This is a genomic window from Micromonospora inaquosa (assembly GCF_003857055.1).
In the GTDB taxonomy this organism is placed as follows: Bacteria; Actinomycetota; Actinomycetes; order Mycobacteriales; family Micromonosporaceae; genus Micromonospora; species Micromonospora inaquosa.
The window spans coordinates 1-20,810 of sequence record NZ_QGSZ01000235.1 but is presented as its reverse complement, the minus strand read 5'-3'; the positions used below and the strand labels follow the sequence as shown (position 1 = coordinate 20,810).

19 protein-coding genes are annotated in these 20,810 nt (G+C 70.3%); 9 read left to right on the top strand and 10 right to left on the bottom strand.

Annotated elements, in window-relative coordinates; genetic code table 11:
- The first annotated feature begins 8 nt into the window (after positions 1-8).
- From trxB to DLJ59_RS20395, 3 genes are all read left to right on the top strand, one after another.
- A complete protein-coding gene (gene trxB, locus DLJ59_RS20405) occupies positions 9-959 on the top strand; it encodes a thioredoxin-disulfide reductase (RefSeq protein WP_124774235.1) in 951 nt (316 codons plus the stop codon).
- Positions 960-989: 30 nt separating this feature from the next.
- Positions 990-1,313, top strand: coding sequence for a thioredoxin (gene trxA, locus DLJ59_RS20400; protein ID WP_030331849.1), 324 nt, complete (start codon positions 990-992; stop codon positions 1,311-1,313).
- A gap of 170 nt (positions 1,314-1,483) precedes the next feature.
- Positions 1,484-2,647: an N-acetylmuramoyl-L-alanine amidase gene (locus DLJ59_RS20395; protein ID WP_124774234.1), complete on the top strand. Its 1,164-nt coding sequence runs from the start codon at positions 1,484-1,486 to the stop codon at positions 2,645-2,647.
- 14 nt (positions 2,648-2,661) lie between these two features.
- Here the strand turns inward: DLJ59_RS20395 and DLJ59_RS20390 are convergent, their stop codons facing one another.
- Entirely contained in the window at positions 2,662-3,327 is a 666-nt protein-coding gene (locus DLJ59_RS20390) for a GNAT family N-acetyltransferase (RefSeq protein ID WP_124774233.1), read from the bottom strand.
- Between the two features lie 295 nt (positions 3,328-3,622).
- Between DLJ59_RS20390 and DLJ59_RS20385 the strand changes: the two genes are divergently transcribed.
- Both DLJ59_RS20385 and DLJ59_RS20380 read left to right on the top strand, forming a co-directional pair.
- Positions 3,623-4,936, top strand: a complete 1,314-nt coding sequence (locus DLJ59_RS20385; protein WP_124774242.1) for an aminotransferase-like domain-containing protein — start codon at positions 3,623-3,625, stop codon at positions 4,934-4,936.
- A gap of 7 nt (positions 4,937-4,943) precedes the next feature.
- The gene (locus DLJ59_RS20380) at positions 4,944-5,945 is read left to right on the top strand and encodes a D-alanine--D-alanine ligase family protein (protein ID WP_124774232.1); all 1,002 of its coding nucleotides are present in this window, start codon (positions 4,944-4,946) and stop codon (positions 5,943-5,945) included.
- 90 nt (positions 5,946-6,035) lie between these two features.
- Here DLJ59_RS20380 and DLJ59_RS37540 read toward each other — a convergent pair whose 3' ends face one another.
- From DLJ59_RS37540 to rpmH, 9 genes are all read right to left on the bottom strand, one after another.
- On the bottom strand, positions 6,036-7,142 hold the full coding sequence (locus tag DLJ59_RS37540) for a hypothetical protein (protein WP_425271445.1): 1,107 nt from the start codon (positions 7,140-7,142) through the stop codon (positions 6,036-6,038).
- 896 nt (positions 7,143-8,038) lie between these two features.
- A complete protein-coding gene (locus tag DLJ59_RS20370; protein WP_124774231.1) occupies positions 8,039-9,058 on the bottom strand; it encodes a ParB/RepB/Spo0J family partition protein in 1,020 nt (339 codons plus the stop codon).
- 27 nt (positions 9,059-9,085) lie between these two features.
- On the bottom strand, positions 9,086-10,411 hold the full coding sequence (locus tag DLJ59_RS36645) for a ParA family protein (RefSeq protein ID WP_124774230.1): 1,326 nt from the start codon (positions 10,409-10,411) through the stop codon (positions 9,086-9,088).
- A 257-nt stretch (positions 10,412-10,668) separates the two neighbouring features.
- A complete protein-coding gene (gene rsmG, locus DLJ59_RS20360) occupies positions 10,669-11,379 on the bottom strand; it encodes a 16S rRNA (guanine(527)-N(7))-methyltransferase RsmG (RefSeq protein WP_244236137.1) in 711 nt (236 codons plus the stop codon).
- 148 nt (positions 11,380-11,527) lie between these two features.
- Positions 11,528-12,151, bottom strand: a complete 624-nt coding sequence (locus DLJ59_RS20355) for a Jag family protein (RefSeq protein WP_124774228.1) — start codon at positions 12,149-12,151, stop codon at positions 11,528-11,530.
- A 212-nt stretch (positions 12,152-12,363) separates the two neighbouring features.
- Entirely contained in the window at positions 12,364-13,353 is a 990-nt protein-coding gene (gene yidC / locus DLJ59_RS20350; RefSeq protein ID WP_124774241.1) for a membrane protein insertase YidC, read from the bottom strand.
- A 2-nt stretch (positions 13,354-13,355) separates the two neighbouring features.
- A complete protein-coding gene (gene yidD, locus DLJ59_RS20345) occupies positions 13,356-13,652 on the bottom strand; it encodes a membrane protein insertion efficiency factor YidD (protein ID WP_124774227.1) in 297 nt (98 codons plus the stop codon).
- Positions 13,649-14,065, bottom strand: coding sequence for a ribonuclease P protein component (gene rnpA / locus DLJ59_RS20340; RefSeq protein ID WP_124774226.1), 417 nt, complete (start codon positions 14,063-14,065; stop codon positions 13,649-13,651). The genes yidD and rnpA overlap by 4 nt, the downstream gene beginning before the upstream one ends.
- A gap of 34 nt (positions 14,066-14,099) precedes the next feature.
- The gene (gene rpmH / locus DLJ59_RS20335; RefSeq protein WP_007453904.1) at positions 14,100-14,237 is read right to left on the bottom strand and encodes a 50S ribosomal protein L34; all 138 of its coding nucleotides are present in this window, start codon (positions 14,235-14,237) and stop codon (positions 14,100-14,102) included.
- A 629-nt stretch (positions 14,238-14,866) separates the two neighbouring features.
- On the opposite strand from rpmH, the gene dnaA reads away from it, so the two are divergent.
- The 4 genes from dnaA (at position 14,867) to recF (ending at position 20,668) form a co-directional block, all read left to right on the top strand.
- Entirely contained in the window at positions 14,867-16,696 is a 1,830-nt protein-coding gene (dnaA, locus tag DLJ59_RS20330) for a chromosomal replication initiator protein DnaA (protein WP_124774225.1), read from the top strand.
- Between the two features lie 775 nt (positions 16,697-17,471).
- The gene (dnaN, locus tag DLJ59_RS20325; RefSeq protein WP_124774224.1) at positions 17,472-18,605 is read left to right on the top strand and encodes a DNA polymerase III subunit beta; all 1,134 of its coding nucleotides are present in this window, start codon (positions 17,472-17,474) and stop codon (positions 18,603-18,605) included.
- Between the two features lie 40 nt (positions 18,606-18,645).
- Positions 18,646-19,518: a phosphogluconate dehydrogenase (NAD(+)-dependent, decarboxylating) gene (gene gnd, locus DLJ59_RS20320; RefSeq protein ID WP_124774223.1), complete on the top strand. Its 873-nt coding sequence runs from the start codon at positions 18,646-18,648 to the stop codon at positions 19,516-19,518.
- A gap of 16 nt (positions 19,519-19,534) precedes the next feature.
- Positions 19,535-20,668 carry a DNA replication/repair protein RecF gene (recF, locus tag DLJ59_RS20315; RefSeq protein ID WP_124774222.1) on the top strand — a complete coding sequence of 378 codons (1,134 nt, stop codon included), beginning with the start codon at positions 19,535-19,537 and terminating at the stop codon, positions 20,666-20,668.
- The last annotated feature ends 142 nt before the right edge of the window (positions 20,669-20,810 follow it).

Genomic DNA, 20,810 nt, shown 5'->3' with positions numbered 1-20,810 from the left:
AGACGGCAGTGGACGAGGTCCGCAACCTGATCATCATCGGCTCCGGGCCGGCCGGCTACACGGCGGCGGTCTACGCCGCACGTGCCAATCTGAAGCCGCTGATCATTGAGGGCGTGCAGTCCGGTGGCGCGCTGATGACCACGACCGAGGTGGAAAACTTCCCCGGCTTCGCTGACGGCATCCTCGGCCCCGAGCTGATGGACAACATGCGCAAGCAGGCCGAGCGGTTCGGCGCCGAGTTCCTCACCGACGACGTGACCCGGGTCGAGCTGGTGGACACCGGCGACGCCGGTTCCGGCGCGGTGAGCACCGTCTGGGTCGGCGAGACCGCCTACCGGGCGCGATCCATCATCCTCTCCACCGGTTCGGCCTGGCGTCCGCTGGGCGTGCCCGGCGAGCAGGAATATCTGGGCCACGGTGTCTCCGCGTGTGCCACCTGTGACGGCTTCTTCTTCCGCAACCAGCACATCGTGGTCGTCGGCGGCGGCGACTCGGCGATGGAGGAGGCGACCTTCCTCACCCGCTTCGCCGATTCGGTGACCATCATCCACCGCCGCGACTCGTTCCGGGCCAGCAAGATCATGGCCGACCGCGCGCTGAGCAACGAGAAGATCAAGGTCGAGTGGAACAGCACCGTCGAGGAGATCCTCGGCGACGACGGCAAGGTCACCGGCGTCCGCGTTCGTAACGTGCACACCGGCGAGACCAAGGTGATGGACGTGACCGGCGTCTTCGTCGCCATCGGTCACGACCCTCGCAGCGAGCTGTTCCAGGGCCAGATCGAGCTGGACGACGAGGGCTACGTGAAGGTCGAAGCCCCGAGCACCCGCACCAACGTGCCCGGTGTCTTCGCCGCCGGTGACGTGGTCGACCACACCTACCGTCAGGCGATCACCGCGGCCGGCACCGGTTGTGCCGCCGCGCTCGACGCCGAGCGGTTCATCGCGACGCTCAGCTGAACAAGCAACACATCCCGGAGGAGGGGCATAGTGGGAACAACCAAGGCGGTCACGGACAAAAGCTTCGTCGCTGACGTGCTACAGGCCGACAAGCCGGTGCTGGTGGACTTCTGGGCGGAGTGGTGCGGGCCGTGCCGCAAGGTGTCGCCGCTGCTCGAGGAGATCGCCCGGGAGATGGGTGACCAGGTCACCATCGTCAAGCTCAACATCGACGAGAACCCGGAGACCGCCCGTGCCTACCGGGTGATGTCGGTGCCGACGCTCACCGTCTTCAAGAACGGCCAGCCGGTGCAGTCGATCGCCGGTGCCAAGCCGAAGGGCGAGCTGGTCCGGCTCATCGAGTCGGCTCTCTGACCAGCAGAAACATCAACCGAACCCCGTACCCGCTCGTCGGGTGCGGGGTTCGGTGTCTTCTCGGCCGCACCGTCGACGTATTTCGCGGCCCAGCCACCTCGCCGCCCCGGAGCGCATAACCTCAAGCCTGGGCCGCCCGGCCAGCCACTGTCGTGCAGAGGGGGTCGTGCGTGCGTCCGATCCGAGCCGGTGACCGGGGACCCGCGGTCACGGAGATCCGTACCATCCTGGCCGGCCTCGACCTGCTCGCCGCCGCCGGACCGCACACCGACGAGTTCGACCTCGACACCGAGCGGGCGGTCCGCGCGTTCCAACAGTCGCGAGGGCTCAGCGTCGATGGCCGGGTCGGAGCGGAGACCTGGCGCGCTCTGGATGCCGCCCGCTGGCGGCTCGGTGCCCGCACCCTCTACCACGCGGTCCCCGAACCGCTCACCGGTGAGGACGTCCGGTCGCTGCAGGAGCGACTGCTGGAGATGGGGTACGACGTGGGTCGGGCGGACGCCATCTACGGTGTCCGGACCTCCCGGGCGGTGGCCCAGTTCCAACGCGAGGTCGGGCTCACCCCCGATGGCTCCTGCGGCCCACACACGATGAACGCCCTGCGCCGGATCGGGCGCAAGGTGGTCGGTGGCCGCCCGCAGTGGCTCCGCGAATCCGATGCGATCCGACAGTCCGGGCCGGCGCTGGTCGGCAAGACGGTGGTCATCGACCCCGGGCACGGAGGCACCGACCCCGGGATGGTGGTGCCCGACGGCTCGTTGCGCTGGACGGAGGCGGACCTGATGCACGACCTGGCCAGCCGCCTGGAGGGGCGGCTGGCCGCCTCCGGTGTGCGGGTGCAGCTCACCCGGGGCCCGTCGCCCGACAGTTGCCTGCCCGACACCGAGCGGGCCCTGCTCGCCAACTCGCTCGGCGCCGACGTGTTCATCTCGCTGCATCTGGACGGCCACGCCAACCCGGATGCGGAGGGCGTCGCCACCTACCACTACGGCACCGACAACGGGGTGACCTCGGCGACCGGTGAACGCCTGGCCGGGCTGGTGCAGCGGGAGATCGTCGCCCGTACCGGGCTGCGGGACTGCCGTACCCACGCCAAGACGTGGGAGTTGCTGCGACTGACGCGGATGCCCGCCGTCCGGGTCGAGGTCGGCTACCTCACCTCGCCGACGGACCGCGCACGCCTTGTCGATCCCCGGTTCCGGGACCGGGTGGTGGAGGCGATCGTGGCCGCGGTGCAGCGGATGTACTACCCCATCGAACGAGACGTGCCGACCGGATCGCTCGACGTCAGCGAACTGCGTGCCGTCGTGACCGCCGGCACCGTGGTCGACTGATCCGCCGGCCGGGGTCAGCCGTTGGTGGAGCGGGTGGCCGGGGCGGGACGGACCGGCCGGAGCAGCGTCTCCGGGCTCATCGACCCGAGAAGCTTCTCCAGCGCGTACTCGACGTCTGACTTCCAGCTCAGTGCCGTCCGCAGCTCAAGGCGCAACCGGGGGAAACGCGGATGCGGACGGACGGTCTTGAAACCCACGGAGAGGAAGAAGTCGACAGGAGCCACGCAACCACCGGCCGGGTCGTCCGCGTCGCCGAACTTGGCGTCGCCGAACGACTCGATGGCCTTGATGCCCCGCTTGGTCAGATCCCGGGCGACACCCTGCACCAGCATTCGGCCCAACCCGCCGCCGGCGAACGCGGCGACCACGTTGGCGGTCATCAGCAGTGCCGCGTCCGCGGAGACCGGTGAGGTCGGGAACGCCATCGAACGGGGCACGTAGGCGGGCGGGGCGTACATCACGAAGCCGGCCGGCATCCCGTCGACGTACGCGAGCTTCCCGCAGGAGCCCCACTCCAGCAGCGTCTGGGAGACCCACGCCTCCTTTTCCAGGCCCGGATCGCCGGCGGCGCAGGCCCGGTCCGCAGAGACCGGATCGAGCTCCCAGTAGACGCACTGCCGGCACGGGCGCGGAAGATCTTCCAGCGTGTCGAGGGTCAGGCTGACCAGACGTCGCGACATATGGCGCATCCCCACAATAGGCTCGGTGGTGAGACCGGCATGGAACGACAGCGCCGCCTTCCTGCCCCCGACGAGCGATCGTACGCCGCCGATCGGCGGTACGGGAGGGGACGCGCAGATGCCCACTCCGGTGGGGGACGCCGAGCACGTCCGCCATGTGGTCGATCTGCCTCGGCACGGCGGCGGCACGACTCTGGCGGACTACGATCGACAATCGGTGTATCCGTTCGCCATGGTCAGCGGTGTGCGGGGTACCCGGGGCGGGAGCCACCCGAGCAGCGATCGAGGTGAGGTCATGACCGGCACGACACTCGACGACTACACCGACCGGTACGCCCGGCGGGTACGCGGGATGACCGCCTCCGAGATCCGAGCATTGTTCGCGGTGGCCAGTCGCCCGGAGGTCGTGTCGCTTGCCGGCGGCGCTCCGTACATCGCGGCCCTTCCGCTCGACGCGGTCGGCGAGATGCTCGGCCGGCTCGGCTCCGAGCACGGCGTGACCACCCTCCAGTACGGCATCGGTCAGGGCACCCTCGAGCTGCGCGAGCGAATCTGCGAGGTGATGTCGCTCTCCGGGATCGACGCCGCGTGCGGGGCTTCCCCGGAGGACGTCGTGGTCACCGTGGGCGGGCAGCAGGCACTCGACCTGGTGGCCCGGCTCTTCCTCGACCCGGGTGACGTGGTGCTCGCCGAAGGGCCGACGTACGTCGGTGCGCTCGGCGTGTTTCAGGCCGCCCAGGCGCAGGTCGTCCACGTACCGATGGATGCGGACGGGCTGATCCCGGAGGCGCTGGAGACAGCCATCGCCGACCTGGCCCGCGCCGGCCAGCGGGTCAAGTTCCTCTACACGATCCCCACCTACCAGAACCCGACCGGCGTGACGCTCAGCGAGGAACGCCGGGAACGGGTGCTCGACATCTGCGAGCGCGCCGGCCTGCTCGTCGTCGAGGACGACCCGTACGGTCAGCTGGGCTTCGAGGGTGAGGCCCCGGCCCCCCTGCGGGCCCGCCGCCGGGATGGCGTCTTCTACCTCAGCACGTTCTCCAAGACCTTCGCCCCCGGGCTGCGGGTCGGCTGGATCCTGGCGCCGCACGCGGTCCGCGACAAGCTGGTCATCGCCAGCGAGGCGCAGATCCTCTGCCCCAGCGGTTACGCCCAGGCCGCAGTGGCCACCTACCTGGGCACCATGCCGTGGCGGCAGCAGCTCAAGGTCTACCGCGAGGTCTACCGGGAACGCCGGGACGCCCTGCTCGACGCGATGGCCGACCTGATGCCGGAGGGCACCAGCTGGACCACACCGGCCGGCGGCCTGTTCGTGTGGGCCACGCTGCCCGACGGGCTCGACTCGAAGGCCATGATGCCGCGAGCGGTCGCCGCTCGGGTCGCCTACGTCCCCGGCACCGGTTTCTACGCCGACGGCACCGGCACCGGCGCCATGCGGCTCAACTTCAGCTTCCCGCCGCCGGAGCGGATCCGCGAGGGTGTCCGCCGGCTGGCCGGCGTGATGGAGCAGGAGATCGCCATGCGTCGGGTCTTCGGTGCCGTGGGTGGCGCTGCCGGCCGACGCGGCCGGGCCGGCTCCGACGTGCCCGGGCCCGACTTGGCATGATGCCGGCATGGGTACGACCGTCGAGCATCTCCTCGTGACCGATTCCGCCGTCTCGGGCGACCTACGCGTGGTGGTGCTCGCGGGCGGGCTCTCCTACGAACGGGACGTGTCGCTGCGCTCCGGTCGTCGGGTGCTCGACGCGCTGCGCGCCGTCGGGGTGGAAGCCGAGTTGCGAGACGCGGACGTGGCGCTGCTACCGGCGCTCGCGGCCGACCCGCCGGACGCGGTGGTGATCGCGCTGCACGGCGCGACCGGCGAGGACGGCTCACTGCGCGGGGTGCTGGATCTGTGCGACATCCCGTACGTCGGGTGCGACGCGCGCGCCTCCCGGGTCGCCTGGGACAAGCCCTCGGCCAAGGCGGTGCTCCGCGAGGCCGGCATCCCCACCCCGGACTGGGTGGCGCTGCCGCACGATCGTTTCTCCGAGCTTGGCGCGGTCGCCGTCCTGGACCGGATCGTCGACCGGCTGGGGTTGCCGCTGATGGTCAAGCCGACGCAGGGCGGTTCCGGGTTGGGCGGGGCGGTGGTCCGGGACGCCGCCGCGCTGCCCGCCGCGATGGTCGGCTGCTTCGCGTACGACTCCACGGCGCTGGTGGAGCGGTTCGTGCCGGGTATGGATGTGGCGGTCTCCGTCGTCGACCTCGGCGACGGCCCGCAGGCGCTGCCGCCGGTGGAGATCGTGCCGCGCAACGGCGTGTACGACTACGCCGCCCGCTACACCGCCGGGCGGACCACCTGGCACGCCCCGGCCCGGCTGGCCCCGGAGGTGGCCGCCACTGTCGCTGACGTGGCACTCGCGGCGCACACCGCGCTCGGTCTACGGGACCTCTCGCGCGTGGACGTGATCGTGGACGAGGCCGGCCAGCCCCACGTGCTGGAGGTCAACGTCTCGCCAGGCATGACGGAGACGTCTCTGCTTCCGCTCGCCGTGCAGGCGGCCGGGTTGGACTTCGGTCGACTTCTCGGCACCCTGGTCGCCCGAGCAGCGGCCCGCCTCACCACTCACTGACCTACCCGCCAGCCCGTCGGCCGCGCGGCACCGCCTGCGGGTCGACCATGAGATTGGCCTGTCCGGACCAACCTCATGGTCGGTTCCAGGTCAGTGGCTCGCGCGTACGTCGGGTGTGTCGTTGCCGTTGGTGCTCGCGCCTGGGCCCTGGGCGCTGGTGCCCCCGACGCCGTTCCCGGGGATCGTCTCCCTGGAGGCACCGCCGTCGGAGGCGGCCGGGTTGGCGGGACCCGACGGGGTCTCGTCGGCGCTTCCGCTCGCCGGGCCGATGTGGGGATCGTCGGTGGGCGTCCCCGCCGTGGCGGCGCCGGCGGATGCGGTCCGATCGGGTTCGGTCGTGGCCGTTGCCGTCCGGGCAGGTTCAACCATCCGAGCACTGTCGACCGTCCGGTCGGTGACGGTGGCCGCCGTCGAGCCGGCGTCCGTTTCCGCTTCCGGTCCGACCGCAGGCCCGCTGTCGACCTCCGTCGAACCGGACGTGGAGTCCAGCGCTGGTTCCGGGATCTCCTCTGCCGCCTCGATGACCGAGACCGCCTCCGCTGCGGCTGCCACTGCTGCGGCCTCCGCTGCGGCAGCGGCATCCGCGGCAGCGGACTGGGCCAGCAGGCTGGACGGTGCCTGCCACTGGATGCGGGGCGGCTCGGCGAGCGGACGACCACCGAACTCGGCGAGCCAGGCCGCGACCAGTGCCAGATTTTCCCGCCACTGCGCCTCGGAGATCGGCGGCAGGATCGAGTCCCACAGCGACAGGAACGTGCCCCGCAGCTGAAGGCGACCGTACGGCCGGGCGAGGAACCACATGTGCAGGTGAGCCGAGCCGTCGCCCCAACGGTTGACGTGCACCCGCGCCACACCGTCGAGCGACCGGATGGCCCGCTCCAGACGTACGGTCATCACTCCCAACTCGGCGGCCAGCAGGTTCGGCAGGTCCCCGAGGTCGAGGTGGGTCCGCGATTCCAGGATGAGCACCATCGGCAGACCGGTGGGTCGGTCCATGGCGCGTACTCGCCACCGCTCGCCCACCCAGATGTAGGCGTCGTCAGGGGCGTTGCAGGCGGTGCATTCCCGGAGACCCTCGCCCTTCCGGGGCGGTTCGACCGGGACCGGATCATCGAGTTGCTTCACGTGGAGGTCACCCTCGAAGGGAAATGACGGCCACTGGGTGAAGTCCGGGACTGAGGGAGGGGTGTCGTGCACGACGCTGACCCTAACCGAGTCTGGCACCGCTGTCCCTACCTGTTTGAGCGGTTCTGAACCACCGGATCGTTGCCCGCCGCCGGCCAAGCTCGGGTGGTCGCACGGGCACCGGGAGGCGATATCCACAGGCTGCCGAGATCCTCAACACACCCCGTCATCCACAGGCTCACACCCGCTCCCACGCGCTGTTTCACGTGAAACGGGGGGTGCCTGTGGACAACCGGTGTGGATAACTTTTCGACGGGTCGGTCGTTGTCCGCGAACTCGTGCGCCGAGGTGGTTCGGCGCTCCAGACCCCCGGGGCGGGAAGCGGAATGGCGGCCTCGGTGTCGCGCGCGTTGGAGGCCCGTTGACCATCAGCCCGACCCCAGGAGGTTTGATCGGCACCAGCGACCTCGCGTTCCGGTTTCACGTGAAACCGGGGTGCCGGGTCCGAGGCTCTGCCGACTCCCCGCCCGGCTCGTTGGCGGGTGCTCCGGCAGGACTGACGACACGGCTCAGCCGAGGATCACTGCGGAGGCACCGTACGCGCCACTCAGCGGCTCGCTGCGACGTCGGACGGCGCAAGGGGTGGTTCCGGTCGACCGAGCCAATGCAGAGCTTCTGTGACGCGCGTAGGAGATCTCCCGTCCCTGCGGCACGCGCCGACGCACCCGCGTGCGGTACGCGCCTCCGAATGCGGAGGCAACGCGAGCCGTCCACCCGTGTACGCCCGGCGCTCGGGGTCAGGGCGACGGCGGAGTGGGCTGGCTGACCGGAGCGAGAAGGTCGGGTCGGCGCCCTGATCCGCTGAAGCGAGAGCCGCCGACGGTTTCACGTGAAACGCGGCCCCCTCGGGATGCAGAACGGCCGCGCCCCCAATGGGTAGCGCGGCCGTGGGCGAGCGGAGGACAGGCTCAGTCCTCCCCGCTCTCCTCCTGCGGTACGCCGATGATCCCGACGATCCGCTCAAGGTCGTCCACCGTCGCGAACTCAATCGTGATCTTGCCCTTGCTCCGGCCGATGTCCACCTTCACCCGGGTGTCGAACCGGTCGGACAGCCGATCGGCCAGATCGGTCAGGGCCGGCGCGTGCGCCTTGGGTCGCCGCTTCGCGGCCTGCCCCTTCGCCGGACCGTCGTTCAGGGCCAGGGCCACGATCTCCTCGGTCGCCCGAACCGACAGCCCTTCGGCCACGATCCGCAGCGCCAACTGTTCCTGCGCCTCTGCCTCGTCGAGGCTCAGCAGAGCGCGGGCGTGCCCCGCCGACAGGACGCCGGCGGCAACCCGGCGCTGCACCTGTGCGGGCAGATTCAGCAGTCGGATCGTGTTCGAGATCTGCGGACGACTCCGGCCGATCCGGCGGGCCAACTCCTCGTGGGTGGCCCCGAACTCCTCCAGCAGTTGCTGGTACGCGGCGGCCTCTTCCAGAGGGTTCAGGTTCGCCCGGTGGATGTTCTCCAGCAGGGCGTCGCGGAGCATGGCGTCGTCGCGGGTGTCCCGGACGATCGCCGGGATGCTCTCCCGGCCCACCGCCTGGGCGGCCCGCCAGCGCCGCTCGCCCATCACCAGTTCGTACTTCTCGTCGTCGAGCTGCCGAACGACGATGGGCTGGAGGAAGCCGACCTCCTGGATCGAGGTCTTCAGCTCCTCCAGCGCCTCCTCATCGAAGACCTGGCGCGGCTGCTTCGGGTTGGGCATGATCGCGTCGACCGGAATCTCGGCGAATCGAGCACCGGGCACCGGGCTCAGCACCGGCTCCGGCTCGCGAGCCGGGGCCGGGACGGGCACCGCGGAGACGGCGGCGGTAGTGCCCGCGCCGTCCAGGCGCTCGTTGTCCGGCTCGGCCGTCGCGGTGCCAACGGCACCCGGCACCGGCCCGGTCGGGATCAGCGCCCCCAGGCCCTTACCCAGACCGCCCCGAGGACGGTTCTTCATGCCACGCCTCCCAGCGACTCATCCGCACTACGCATTCCGGCCCACCGGCTCCTTGACGCCCCGCTCGGCGATTTCCTGGGCGGCCTCGAAGTAACTCGTGGCGCCCCGCGAACCGGGATCGTAGGTCATCACCGACTGGCCGTAGCTCGGTGCCTCGGAGACCCGGACGTTGCGGGGGATGACCGCCTGGAGCACCTTGTCACCGAAGTGGTTCCGGACGTCCTGCTCGACGGCGTCGGCCAACCGGGTACGACGGTCGTACATCGTCAGCAGGATGGTGGAGACATCGAGCTTCGGGTTGAGGTGTTGGCGTACCAGGTTGATGTTGTTGATCAGCTGGTTGAGCCCCTCCAGCGCGTAGTACTCGCACTGGATCGGGATCAGCACCTCCTGCGCGGCAACCAGAGCGTTGACCGTCAGCAGACCGAGCGAGGGCGGACAGTCGATGAAGACGTAGTCGAACTCGCCCGGGTAGGCGGCGATCGCCCGGTCCAGACGCGACTCCCGTGCCACCACCGACACCAACTCGATCTCGGCGCCGGCCAGGTCGATGGTCGCGGGTACGCACCAGAGGTTGGGGATGCCCTCGACCGCCTGCGCCACCTCGGCCAGCGGCACGCTGTTGATCAGGCAGTCGTACACGTCGGGGATTCCGGTGTGGTGTGGGACGTTGAGCCCGGTCGAGGCGTTGCCCTGTGGGTCAAGGTCGACCACGAGCACCCGGTTGCCGTGCAGGGCGAGCGCCACCGCAAGGTTGACGGTGGTGGTGGTCTTACCCACGCCACCCTTCTGGTTGGCGACGCACATGACCCGGGTCCGGTCCGGCCGAGGCATGGTCACCTCGCCACTGGGATTCAGGATCTGCACGGCGCGCATCGCCTCCATAGCCAACGGTGGGTCATCCTCTTCGCGCGTCGGGGTTTCACGTGAAACGTACGTGGGGTCGGCCGCCACAGCAGCCAACGATTCAGTCGAAGCGACCGGCGCGTCGGCGACCACCGGCGCGGCGTCCCGAACGACGGCCGCAGTGGGTTGGTGTGGGACCGCCGGCTCGAAGCGAACCGCTGCGGCGGTGTTGCGGCGGCCCGAGGTCGACCGCACCTCGGCGGCGTTGACCGGTCGACTGGAGGTCTCCGGCGTCCGACGAGCACCCGCCGGCTCCTCGATGGCCGAGCCCTCCGGCTGCCCGGTGCCCGACGGCGGGTCGAGCACTGCCGGCGGATCGCTGTCGGTAGGTCGGTTCGATGGCCCGGTCGCACCGGGCGACCAGCTCGGGTAGTCGGTTTCACGTGAAACGGGATCGCTGGTCGACCCGGTCACGCGTGGATCGTCGTACCTGCCGTCGTCATGCACCTGTCATCCCTGCCCGCTTCGGATGGTCGGTCCGCGCCCCGGTCAACTTGGCCGCATCCACGCCCGCATCCCGGGAGCGTACGGCCCACGAGAGCGGTCGGAGGCCCGCGACGTCCGTCACCCGCTCCACACTATCGACGCGCGGTCAGCCTACGGCGGACGGGCGCGGCCGGTCCACGTCGGGTTCTCATCCCCTCGTCCATCCGTACCGGTACAACGAGGCAACCCACCGGCCGGAAGCCCGATGGCGCGAAGTGTCAACCGCGGCGGGAACGTCCGCCCCGGGCGCGCTTCTTCGCCGCGGGCCGGGGCGGGCCGACCATCCGCTCCCGCACGATCTCCACGACAGTGGTGGGCGGATCGATGACCCCGACGCCGCAGAGCCGCACGGCTGGCTCCCCGCCGCCGAGTCGCGCCACCACCTCGGCGTGTTCCTCGATCTCGGCGGCGGCGGACGAACCCTTGAGCGCCAACAGACGCCCACCCCGAACAGCCAGGGGGAGGCTCCACCCGGCCAGCCGATCCAGGGGCGCGACGGCGCGGGCGGTCACCACGTCTCCGCTTATCGGCTCCCGGCCGCTCGATCCGCTGGCTGCCTCGTCGGCCCGGCCGCGGAACACCCGTACCGACTTGGCCAGGCCGAGTTGCTCGACGACCTCGATCAGGAACGACGTCCGTCGGGCCAGTGGCTCGATCAGGGTGACCGTGAGGTCGGGGCGGGCGATGGCCAGGACGAGGCCCGGCAGACCCGCGCCGGAGCCGACGTCGAGGACCGTCGCGCCGGACGGGATCCGCTCCGCGACCGCAGCGCAGTTGAGCAGGTGCCGATCCCAGATGCGGGGTGCCTCCCGGGGGCCGATCAGGCCGCGCACCACCCCGTCGGTGGCCAGCAGTTCGGCGTACGCGGCGGCCAGGTCGAGACGATCGCCGAAGAGGGTCAGCGCGGCCGGAGCCAGCTCCGGCGGCAACGCCGCGTCGGCCGGTGACGGGACGCCGCTACCGGCATCGGCGTCGGCGTCGGCGTGCGAGGTAACAGGGCGGACAGCGTCCGGCCCGGGCGGCGTGCCGCCCGGGCCGGACACGGCATCGGCCGTGATGTCGTCGTGGGTCACCCGGTCAGTCCGCCGGCCGTACGACGATGCGCCGGTTCGGCTCCACGCCCTCGGACTCGCTCGCCACACCCGACATGGCGTTGACGACGTCGTGCACGCACTTGCGCTCGAACGCCGACATCGCCTCCAGTCGGACCGGCTCGCCGTACTCCTTGACCTTCTCGACGGCGTTCTTGGCGACCGCGGCGAGTTCCTTGCGGCGGTTCGCCCGGTAGCCGCCGACGTCGAGCAGCAGGCGGCTCGGCGTGCCGGTCTGCCGGAAGACGGCGAGGCGGGTCAGCTCCTGGAGCGCCTCCAGGGTGGCCCCGCGCTGACCGACCAGATTCTGCAGGCGCTCGCCGACCACCTCGACCATCGGACGGCCGGCGGCGACCAACTCGTCGATGTCGCCGTCGTAGTCGAGGATGTCGAGCAGGCCCTCGACGTAGTCAGCGGCGATCTCGCTCTGCCGGAACAGGTCGCCCTCGCCGACGGCCTTCTTCGCCCGGGTGCCACCGCCAGCGGCGGTGTCGGTGTCGTCGTCCGCCTCGGCGTCATCGGCTTCGGTGTCGTCACCGTCCACCGCGAGCGTGGCGGTCTCCTCCTCGTCCAGGGACTGCTCGGCGCGGGGGATGCTGGTCTCGGTCACGGTCTCATCTCCGTACTCGCTCGGCCGGACCGTCGGGTCCGACTGGTTTCCCGGGGCCGGCTGGAGGTCGCCGGTGCCCACGGGCACGTCTGTACGGGCAGTGTCGCCCGTGGCCGCGCGGTGCGCGGTCGGTTCCACCCGGCGCCGGCCGTACGGCGGCTGCGCGGTGCGGAACGGGCCGCCGCCGATGATCCGGCGGCGGCCCTCGCAGGTCAGCCCTGCCGTTTGGCGGGGCGGCTCTTCTTCGGGTTGTTCACCGGCTTCGCGCCCGGCTTCGGCCCGGCCACCTTGGGCGCTGCCGCCTTGACCGGCGCCGGCGGGGCCGCCTTGCCGCGACCGAACAGGCCACCGGACTTGGCGGGCTGCACCGGGTTACGGGTGGCGGCGGGGGCGACGGCCTTCTTGGCGGTCACCGGCGGCGGGAACTTCCGCAGCACCCACTGCTGCTGGCCGAGGGTGAAGAGGTTGTTGGTGACCCAGTAGATGATGACGCCGATCGGGAAGATCGCGCCGGAGATCAGCAGCGACGCGGGGATGCCGTAGAGCATCAGTCGCTGGATCATCCGCTGCTGCGGGTCCTCCGCCCAACCGGTCTTGAGGATCATCTGACGGCTGGTCAGGTAGGTGGTCGCGATCATGACCAGGACCAGGACACCAGCGATGATCTTCACGGTGCTGCCGTTGGCGCCGAGGCTGGCCAGTTCGTCGGCGGTGGAACCGAACTTGCCGGCGATCGGGGCGGTGAAGAGCTTCGCCTGCGAGGCGCTCTGGAACTGGTCGACGGTCCAGCCGTAGAGGGTCTTGTTCCCCTTGTCCGGGTCGAGCCGGCGCAGCACGTGGAAGAGGCCCAGGAAGACCGGGATCTGAAGGAACATCGGAAGGCAACCCATCAGCGGGTTGGCCTTCTCCTTCTTGTACAGCTCCATCATTTCTTTCTGGAGCGTCTCCCGGTCACCCTTGTGCTTCTCCTGAAGCTCCTTGACCTTGGGCTGGAGCGCCTGCATCGCCCGCTGCGACTTGATCTGCTTGACGAAGACCGGGAACAGGATCACCCGGACGGTGACCACCAGGAAGATGATGGCCAGGATCCAGGCGAAGTTGGTGCCGAGCACCGCGTCGACCGGCACCCCGATGGCGTCCCAGGCAGAGTGCCAGGTCAGCAGGATCCACGAAATCGCGTAGTAGATCCAGTCGAGACTCAGACTCAATTCGGGGCTCCAGTCACATCAGCACGGCGGCGGCCGCCCGGCTCCGGCACCGGGTCATATCCACCAGGGTGAAAGGGGTGGCAGCGCAACAATCGCCGGACCGCCAGCACGGCTCCCCGGAGCGCGCCGTGTCGAGCGACCGCCTCCTGGGCGTACGCACTGCACGACGGGTAGAACCGACAGCGGGCCGGCAGTGCCGGACTTATCCACCGACGGTACGCGATGATTGGCGCAATCAGCACCTTGGCACCGGTCGTCGACGGGCGAGGGCTGGTCTGCTCGGTGTCGCTCATCGGGACCGCCGCTCGCGGGGCGACCGGGCGACCGCGATGGCGGCGTCCAGGTCGGTGGCGAGCCGAGGGTACGACGCCTGCGCGGCGGCCGGGAGCGCCCGGACGACCAGGGTGCTGCCGGCGGGCAGGGCCGTCAACCGTTCCCGGACCAGCGCCCGCAGCCGTCGCCGGACCCGGTTGCGGGTCACCGCGTTGCCGACCGCCTTGGACACGACGAAGCCGGCACGGGACGGCGCGGACGACTGATCCGCACTGTTGTCCCGTACCGGCTCCGGTGAGGTCGGTGTGCTGGGGTCGACGGTCACCGGCACGGCCAGGTGGACCACGACGGCGCCACGTCCGGCGCGTCGGCCACCGCGAACCGCTGCGGCGAAGTCAGTGCTGCGCCGCAGTCGCTGTGCGGCGGCCAGCACGACTGCCCACGTCCCCTGGACCGGCCCGGTCGGCTCAGGCCGACAGGGTGGTGCGACCCTTGGCGCGACGGCTCGACAGGATGGCACGGCCGGCACGGGTGCGCATGCGCAGCCGGAAGCCGTGGGTCTTCGCGCGCCGGCGGTTGTTCGGCTGGTAGGTGCGCTTGCTCACGTCAGGCTCTCCGTTTTCGTACGCGCCCCGCGCGACGGGATCGCCGGGGTCGTGTGGTGGTCCAGGCCACCTCGACGGTGGCCCACGATCGGTGCTGCCCGGCGGAGCGGGACCTCGGCGGTGCGGGGATGCGACCGCGGACAGCAAGCACCATCACCCTAGCAGAGGGCGAGAAAGCGGCCGTTGCAGCCTACGCAGGGGGGCAATGGCCGTCAAACACCCCGAGCAGTGGACAACAGGACGCGCCCGAGGCCGGAGGACGGTTTTCGCTGATGCCGACAAGGGCGCCGCCGCGTCGCCGGTTGATGGCGCAGGGACAACGCTGTTACCGTGCCCGATTGCGGTGAGCGTCGGAAGCTCCGGTCGTCGCATCAGGCAAGACCGGACAAGGCAGTGAATCGTTCGGCACGGTGAACCCGCTTCAGCGCCCGTTCAGGCAGGGGCAGGTGCCACCCGCGTCCGGCGGTGGCCACAATCGGTCGGTACACAGGCTGTGGATAACTTGTGGATGACCACCGGTCGATCGTCCGGGTGGGTGTTGTTCCACCCGCGAACGCGGCGGGCCCGGGACGGCCGGCTGGCAGACAGACAGCGGCGGCCGGGAGCAGAGGCGAGGGGGTGGCACGACGGTGGCCGGTACGACCGACCTTGCCGCAGTGTGGTTAGCGGCGACCGACGAACTCGCCGACGAGATCATCTCCGCCCAGCAGCGTGCCTATCTACGACTGACCCGGCTGCGAGCGATCGTCGAGGACACCGCACTGCTCTCCGTTCCGGACGCGTTCACCCGCGACGTGATCGAGTCACGGCTGCGCCCGGCGATCACCGAGGCGCTCACCCGCCGGCTCGGCCGACCGATCCAGGTCGCGGTCACCGTCCGGGTGGCCGAGGACGCCACCGGCCGACCGGCCGGCACCGTCTACCGCAGCGCTCCGGAGACCGGGCAGCTCGACATCGACGGTCCAGGTCTCGCGCCGTACGACGAGGCCCAGGACACTCGACCGTCGGCCGACGCGATGATCCCTGAGCAGTCACCCGCGCCGCGTACGCCCGATCCGGTGGCGCCGCCCGCGCCTGCGGGTCCGCCGCTCGCGCCGACCGTCGACGGGCACCGCTCGGGGCTGATCCCCGCCAGCCGGGACGGGCAGGAGGCGTTGTTCAGCGCCGCCTTCGCGGAGCCCATCCGTCCGCCCCGACCGGGCCCGGACCGGCGCGGCTACGACGAGCAGGCGGCCCGCCTGGACCCGCCCGGCCCGGACACCCGGCCCTACGAGCCCCGCTACCGGGACGACTCGGCGTCGCCACGCGACCAGCATGTGATCCGTTCGCTCCCCCGGGACAGCGGAACGGACAGCGGCCCGGGTCGCAGCGCGGTGGATCACCGGGCCGGTGGCCGCGACGACCGCCGGCTGCCCGGGGCCGACACCGGCGGCAACCGGCTCAATCCGAAGTACATGTTTGAGACTTTCGTCATCGGCTCGTCCAACCGCTTCGCCCACGCGGCGAGCGTGGCGGTGGCGGAGTCGCCGGCCAAGGCGTACAACCCGCTGTTCATCTACGGGCACTCGGGGCTGGGCAAGACCCACCTGTTGCACGCCATCGGGCACTACGCCACGACGCTCGGCAACGCCCGCTCGGTCCGGTACGTCTCGACCGAGGAATTCACCAACGACTTCATCAACTCGCTCCGGGACGACAAGACCAGCGCGTTCCAGCGGCGCTACCGCGACGTCGACATCCTCTTGATCGACGACATCCAGTTCCTGGAGAACCGCGAGCGCACCCAGGAGGAGTTCTTCCACACCTTCAACACGCTGCACAACGCCAACAAGCAGATCGTGATCACCTCGGACCGGTCGCCGCGCCAGCTCGCCACTCTCGAGGACCGGATGCGAACCCGGTTCGAGTGGGGGCTGCTGGCCGACATCCAGCCACCGGATCTGGAGACCCGCATCGCGATCCTGCAGAAGAAGGCGGCGCAGGAGCGGATGTACGCCCCGCCGGACGTGTTGGAGTTCATCGCCTCCCGGGTGTCGAACTCGATCCGGGAGTTGGAGGGCGCGCTGATCCGGGTGACGGCGTTCGCCAGCCTGACCCGGTCGACAGTCGAGCTGTCGCTGGCCGAGGAGGTGCTTCGGGACTTCATGCCCGACGGCGCCGGTCCGGAGATCAACGCCGACCAGATCATGGCCTCGACCGCTGACTACTTCGGTGTGAGCCTGGAGGACCTGCGCGGCCAGTCCAGGTCCCGGGTGCTGGTCAACGCCCGCCAGGTGGCCATGTACCTGTGTCGGGAGTTGACCGAGCTGTCGCTGCCCCGGATCGGGCAGGCGTTCGGTGGCCGGGACCACACCACTGTGATGCACGCCGACCGCAAGATTCGTCAGCAGATGGCGGAGCGCCGCTCGCTGTACAACCAGATCGCCGAGCTGACCAACCGGATCAAGCAGAACAGCTGAGGGTACGACCGCCGTCGCGGCGGGGCACAGCCCGGGACACGCCCGGCCGGATCTCCGGCCGGGCGTTCTTTTTTCGGCGGCGGGCTGGACTCTCCACATGGTGTAGACCACAGGATCGAGGCCGTGACCGCCTCGACTTCCACTCGTTGTCCACAGCTTGTTATCCACCGTCGGTGGATAACTACGGTCCGTCCCTCGCCGGTTACCCACAGGCTGTGGAGAAACCCTGTGTACGAGGCTGTGGACGCCTGGGGACGACGGTCACGTTATCCACCGATCACCTTCAACCTGTGTACGAGCTGTTGAAGGTTCTGGGGATGACGACAATGGTGATCTTCCCCGCCATCCACAGGCTTGGGGAGAAAGTCGGTGGATTACCGGTGGACAACCGGTGGACAACGGTGGACAACCAGCCGCCGGAGCCGGGCTGTGGACACACAGCCGAGTTGTACCCCCGGTTCTCCACAGCTAAATCACCGGTGGATAACCTGTCTGAGCTGCGCAGACCTCGGTTTTCCACAGTTTGCACAGGTGCGATGAAGACGATGAGTTATCTCTTCTAAGAGAACAAAAACCAATCATCACCGTTGGACTTTCTGTGGATCGGGCCGAACGCTGTCGGATCAGCCGGTCAGCATCGACACGATCCATGGGGTCGGGCGCACAGCCGATGCCCCCGCGCCCTAAGGTGCGATGGGTACCCGCACGGTCGGGCGGGACGGTAGGCAGCGGTCGGCATGAGAGAGTTGTCGCTGACGTCGACGCGGAGGCATTGATGAAGTTCCGAGTGGAGCGCGACGCGCTCGCCGAGGCTGTGGCGTGGACCGCGAAAAGCCTGCCCAACCGGCCATCCGTACCAGTGCTCGCCGGGGTGATGCTCCGCGTCACCGACGGCAACCTGCGGGTCTCCGGGTTCGACTACGAGGTGTCCAGCCAGGTGACCGTCGAGGTGCAGGGCGACGCCGACGGCGCCGCGCTCGTCTCCGGCCGGCTGCTCGCCGAGATCACGAAGGCGTTGCCGGCCAAGCCGGTCGACATCGCCGCGGTCGGCGCGCACCTGGAGTTGGTCTGCGGCAGCGCCCGGTTCACCCTGCCCACCATGCCGGTGGAGGATTACCCCGCGCTGCCCGAGATGCCGCAGAGCGCCGGCACTGTCGACGCTGCCGCGTTCGCCACAGCGGTGTCCCAGGTGGCCATCGCGGCCGGCCGCGACGAGACGCTGCCGATGATGACCGGGGTCCGCGTCGAACTGTCCGGCAACACGCTGTCGATGCTCGCCACCGACCGTTACCGGTTGGCGCTGCGCGAGATCCAGTGGCGGCCGGACGACCCCGACGTGAGCATCAATGCCCTGGTGCCGGCCCGCACCCTGAACGACACCGCCAAGGCCCTCGGCCCACTGGGCGGCGAGGTCACCCTCGCTCTCGCCCAGGGCGCCGCGGGCGAGGGCATGGTCGGTCTCGCCGGCGGCACCCGACGCACCACCAGCCGCCTCCTCGACGGCGCGAACTACCCACCGGTGCGGTCGCTCTTCCCGGCCACGCACAACGCCGCCGCCCGAGTCCCGGTCAGCACGCTGATCGAGGTGGTCAAGCGGGTCGCGCTGGTCGCCGAACGGACCACGCCGGTGCTGCTCAGCTTCAGCGCCGACGGCCTGGTGGTCGAGGCCGGCGGTTCCGAGGAGGCCCGGGCCAGCGAGGCGATGGAGGCCACCTTCACCGGTGACCCACTGACCATCGGCTTCAACCCGCAGTACCTCATCGACGGTCTGGCAAACCTGGGCGCTCAGACGGCAGTGCTCTCGTTCGTCGACGCCTTCAAGCCCGCGGTGATCTCTCCCGCCGGCGAGGATGGCGAGGTCATTCCGGGGTATCGGTACCTCATCATGCCGATCCGCGTCTCGCGCTGATCGCGCGCAGCAACACCCAGATCCACGGAGGTAGGAACACATGCAGCTCGGCCTAGTAGGACTCGGCCGTATGGGCGGCAACATGCGGGAGCGGTTGCGTTCGGCCGGGCACGAGGTGGTCGGCTTCGACCACAACGCGCAGATCAGCGACGTTACGACCATCGCAGGCCTGGCAGAGAAGCTCGAGTCTCCGCGCGCGGTCTGGGTGATGGTGCCCGCCGGGGTCACCGACGCCACCATCGACGAGCTCGCCGAGGTGCTCGGTGAGGGCGACATCATCATCGACGGCGGCAACTCGCGCTTCAGCGACGACGCCCCCCGCGCCGAACGGCTCAACGAGCGGGGCATCGGCTACGTGGACGTCGGGGTCTCCGGTGGCGTCTGGGGCCGGCAGAACGGCTACGGGCTGATGGTCGGCGGCGCCCAGGAGCACGTGGACCGGCTGATGCCGATCTTCAACGCGCTCAAGCCGGAGGGCGAGTTCGGCTTCGTGCACGCCGGCCCGGTCGGCGCCGGGCACTACTCGAAGATGGTGCACAACGGCATCGAGTACGGCCTGATGCACGCCTACGCCGAGGGCTACGAGCTGATGGCCGCCTCGGAGCTGGTGACCAACGTGCCGGGCGTCATCAAGTCCTGGCGCGAGGGCACCGTCGTCCGTTCCTGGCTGCTCGACCTGCTGGACCGGGCGCTCGACGAGGACCCGGAGCTGGCCGACCTGAGCGGCTACACGGAGGACACCGGCGAGGGGCGGTGGACTGTCGACGAGGCGGTCCGGCTGGCCGTGCCGCTGAACGTCATCACCGCTTCGCTGTTCGCCCGGTTCGCCTCGCGTCAGGACGACTCGCCCGCCATGAAGGCCGTCTCCGCACTGCGTCAGCAGTTCGGTGGCCACGCCGTGCACAAGCGCTGAGCGGCGTCCACAACCTGTGTACGTTCACCGGCTGGAACTGGTCGACTTCCGCTCGTACGAGCGGGTGGCGGTCGACCTCCAGCCGGGAGCGAACGTCCTGATCGGCGCCAACGGCGTCGGTAAGACCAACCTCGTCGAGGCGCTGGGTTACGTGGCGACCCTGGATTCACACCGGGTAGCCACCGACGCACCTCTGGTCCGGATGGGCGCCACCTCCGCGGTGATCCGCTGCGAGATCGTGCACGACGGCCGCGAGCTCCTGGTCGAGTTGGAGATCGTGCCCGGCAAAGCCAACCGGGCCCGCCTGGGCCGGTCACCGGCGCGACGGGCCCGGGACGTGCTCGGTGCGCTCCGGCTCGTGCTCTTCGCCCCGGAGGACCTTGAGCTGGTCCGGGGCGACCCGGCCGAGCGCCGCCGCTACCTCGACGACCTCCTGGTCAACCGGCAACCCCGGTACGCGGGCGTGCGGGCCGACTACGAGCGGGTCGTCAAGCAGCGCAACGCCCTGCTGCGTACCGCGTACCTGGCCCGCAAGACCGGGGGGTCTCGGGGCGGTGATCTCGGCACCCTCGCGGTCTGGGACACCCACCTGGCCCAACACGGCGCGGAGCTGCTCGCCGGCCGCCTGGAGCTGGTGGCCGCGCTCACCCCGCACGTGGCCAAGGCGTACGACGCGGTGGCCGCCGGTCGGGGTGCGGCGAGCATCGCGTACCGGCCCTCGATCGAGCTGGCCGAGCCGACCACCGACCGGGCCGCGCTGGCCGAGGCGCTGACGGCGGCCCTGGCCGCGTCCCGTCCCGCCGAGATCGAGCGGGGCACCACCCTGGTCGGCCCACACCGCGACGAGCTGGCACTGAGTCTCGGTCCACTGCCCGCCAAGGGGTACGCCAGCCACGGCGAGTCGTGGTCGTTCGCGCTCGCGCTGCGGCTGGCCGGGTACGACCTGCTGCGCGCCGACGGGATCGAGCCGGTGCTGGTGCTCGACGACGTCTTCGCGGAGTTGGACACCGGTCGCCGGGAGCGGTTGGCGGAGCTGGTCGGTGGGGCGAGTCAGCTGCTGGTCACCTGCGCGGTGGACGATGACGTGCCGGCCGCACTGCGCGGCACCCGATACCAGGTCGGCGAAGGGACGGTACGCCGTGTCGGATGAGCCACCAACCAAGCGGCCGGCGGCAGGTGACGGCTCAGCTGCGCGTACCCCGGAGGCGGCGGCGGGATCGGCGGGCGGTGAGCCGGCGGCGGCCGCCAGCGGGCCGGAGCTGGCCCGTGCGGTACTCGACGCGGCGCTGTCC

Excerpts from the sequence above, each read along its gene's own strand:
- yidD (WP_124774227.1), bottom strand. The coding sequence starts at position 13,652 with ATGAGCGACACCGAGCAGACCAGCCCTCGCCCGTCGACGACCGGTGCC.
- DLJ59_RS20390 (WP_124774233.1), bottom strand. The coding sequence starts at position 3,327 with ATGTCGCGACGTCTGGTCAGCCTGACCCTCGACACGCTGGAAGATCTT.
- gnd (WP_124774223.1), top strand. The coding sequence starts at position 18,646 with ATGCAGCTCGGCCTAGTAGGACTCGGCCGTATGGGCGGCAACATGCGG.
- DLJ59_RS20385 (WP_124774242.1), top strand. The coding sequence starts at position 3,623 with ATGACCGGCACGACACTCGACGACTACACCGACCGGTACGCCCGGCGG.
- DLJ59_RS20380 (WP_124774232.1), top strand. The coding sequence starts at position 4,944 with ATGGGTACGACCGTCGAGCATCTCCTCGTGACCGATTCCGCCGTCTCG.
- dnaN (WP_124774224.1), top strand. The coding sequence starts at position 17,472 with ATGAAGTTCCGAGTGGAGCGCGACGCGCTCGCCGAGGCTGTGGCGTGG.
- DLJ59_RS20370 (WP_124774231.1), bottom strand. The coding sequence starts at position 9,058 with ATGAAGAACCGTCCTCGGGGCGGTCTGGGTAAGGGCCTGGGGGCGCTG.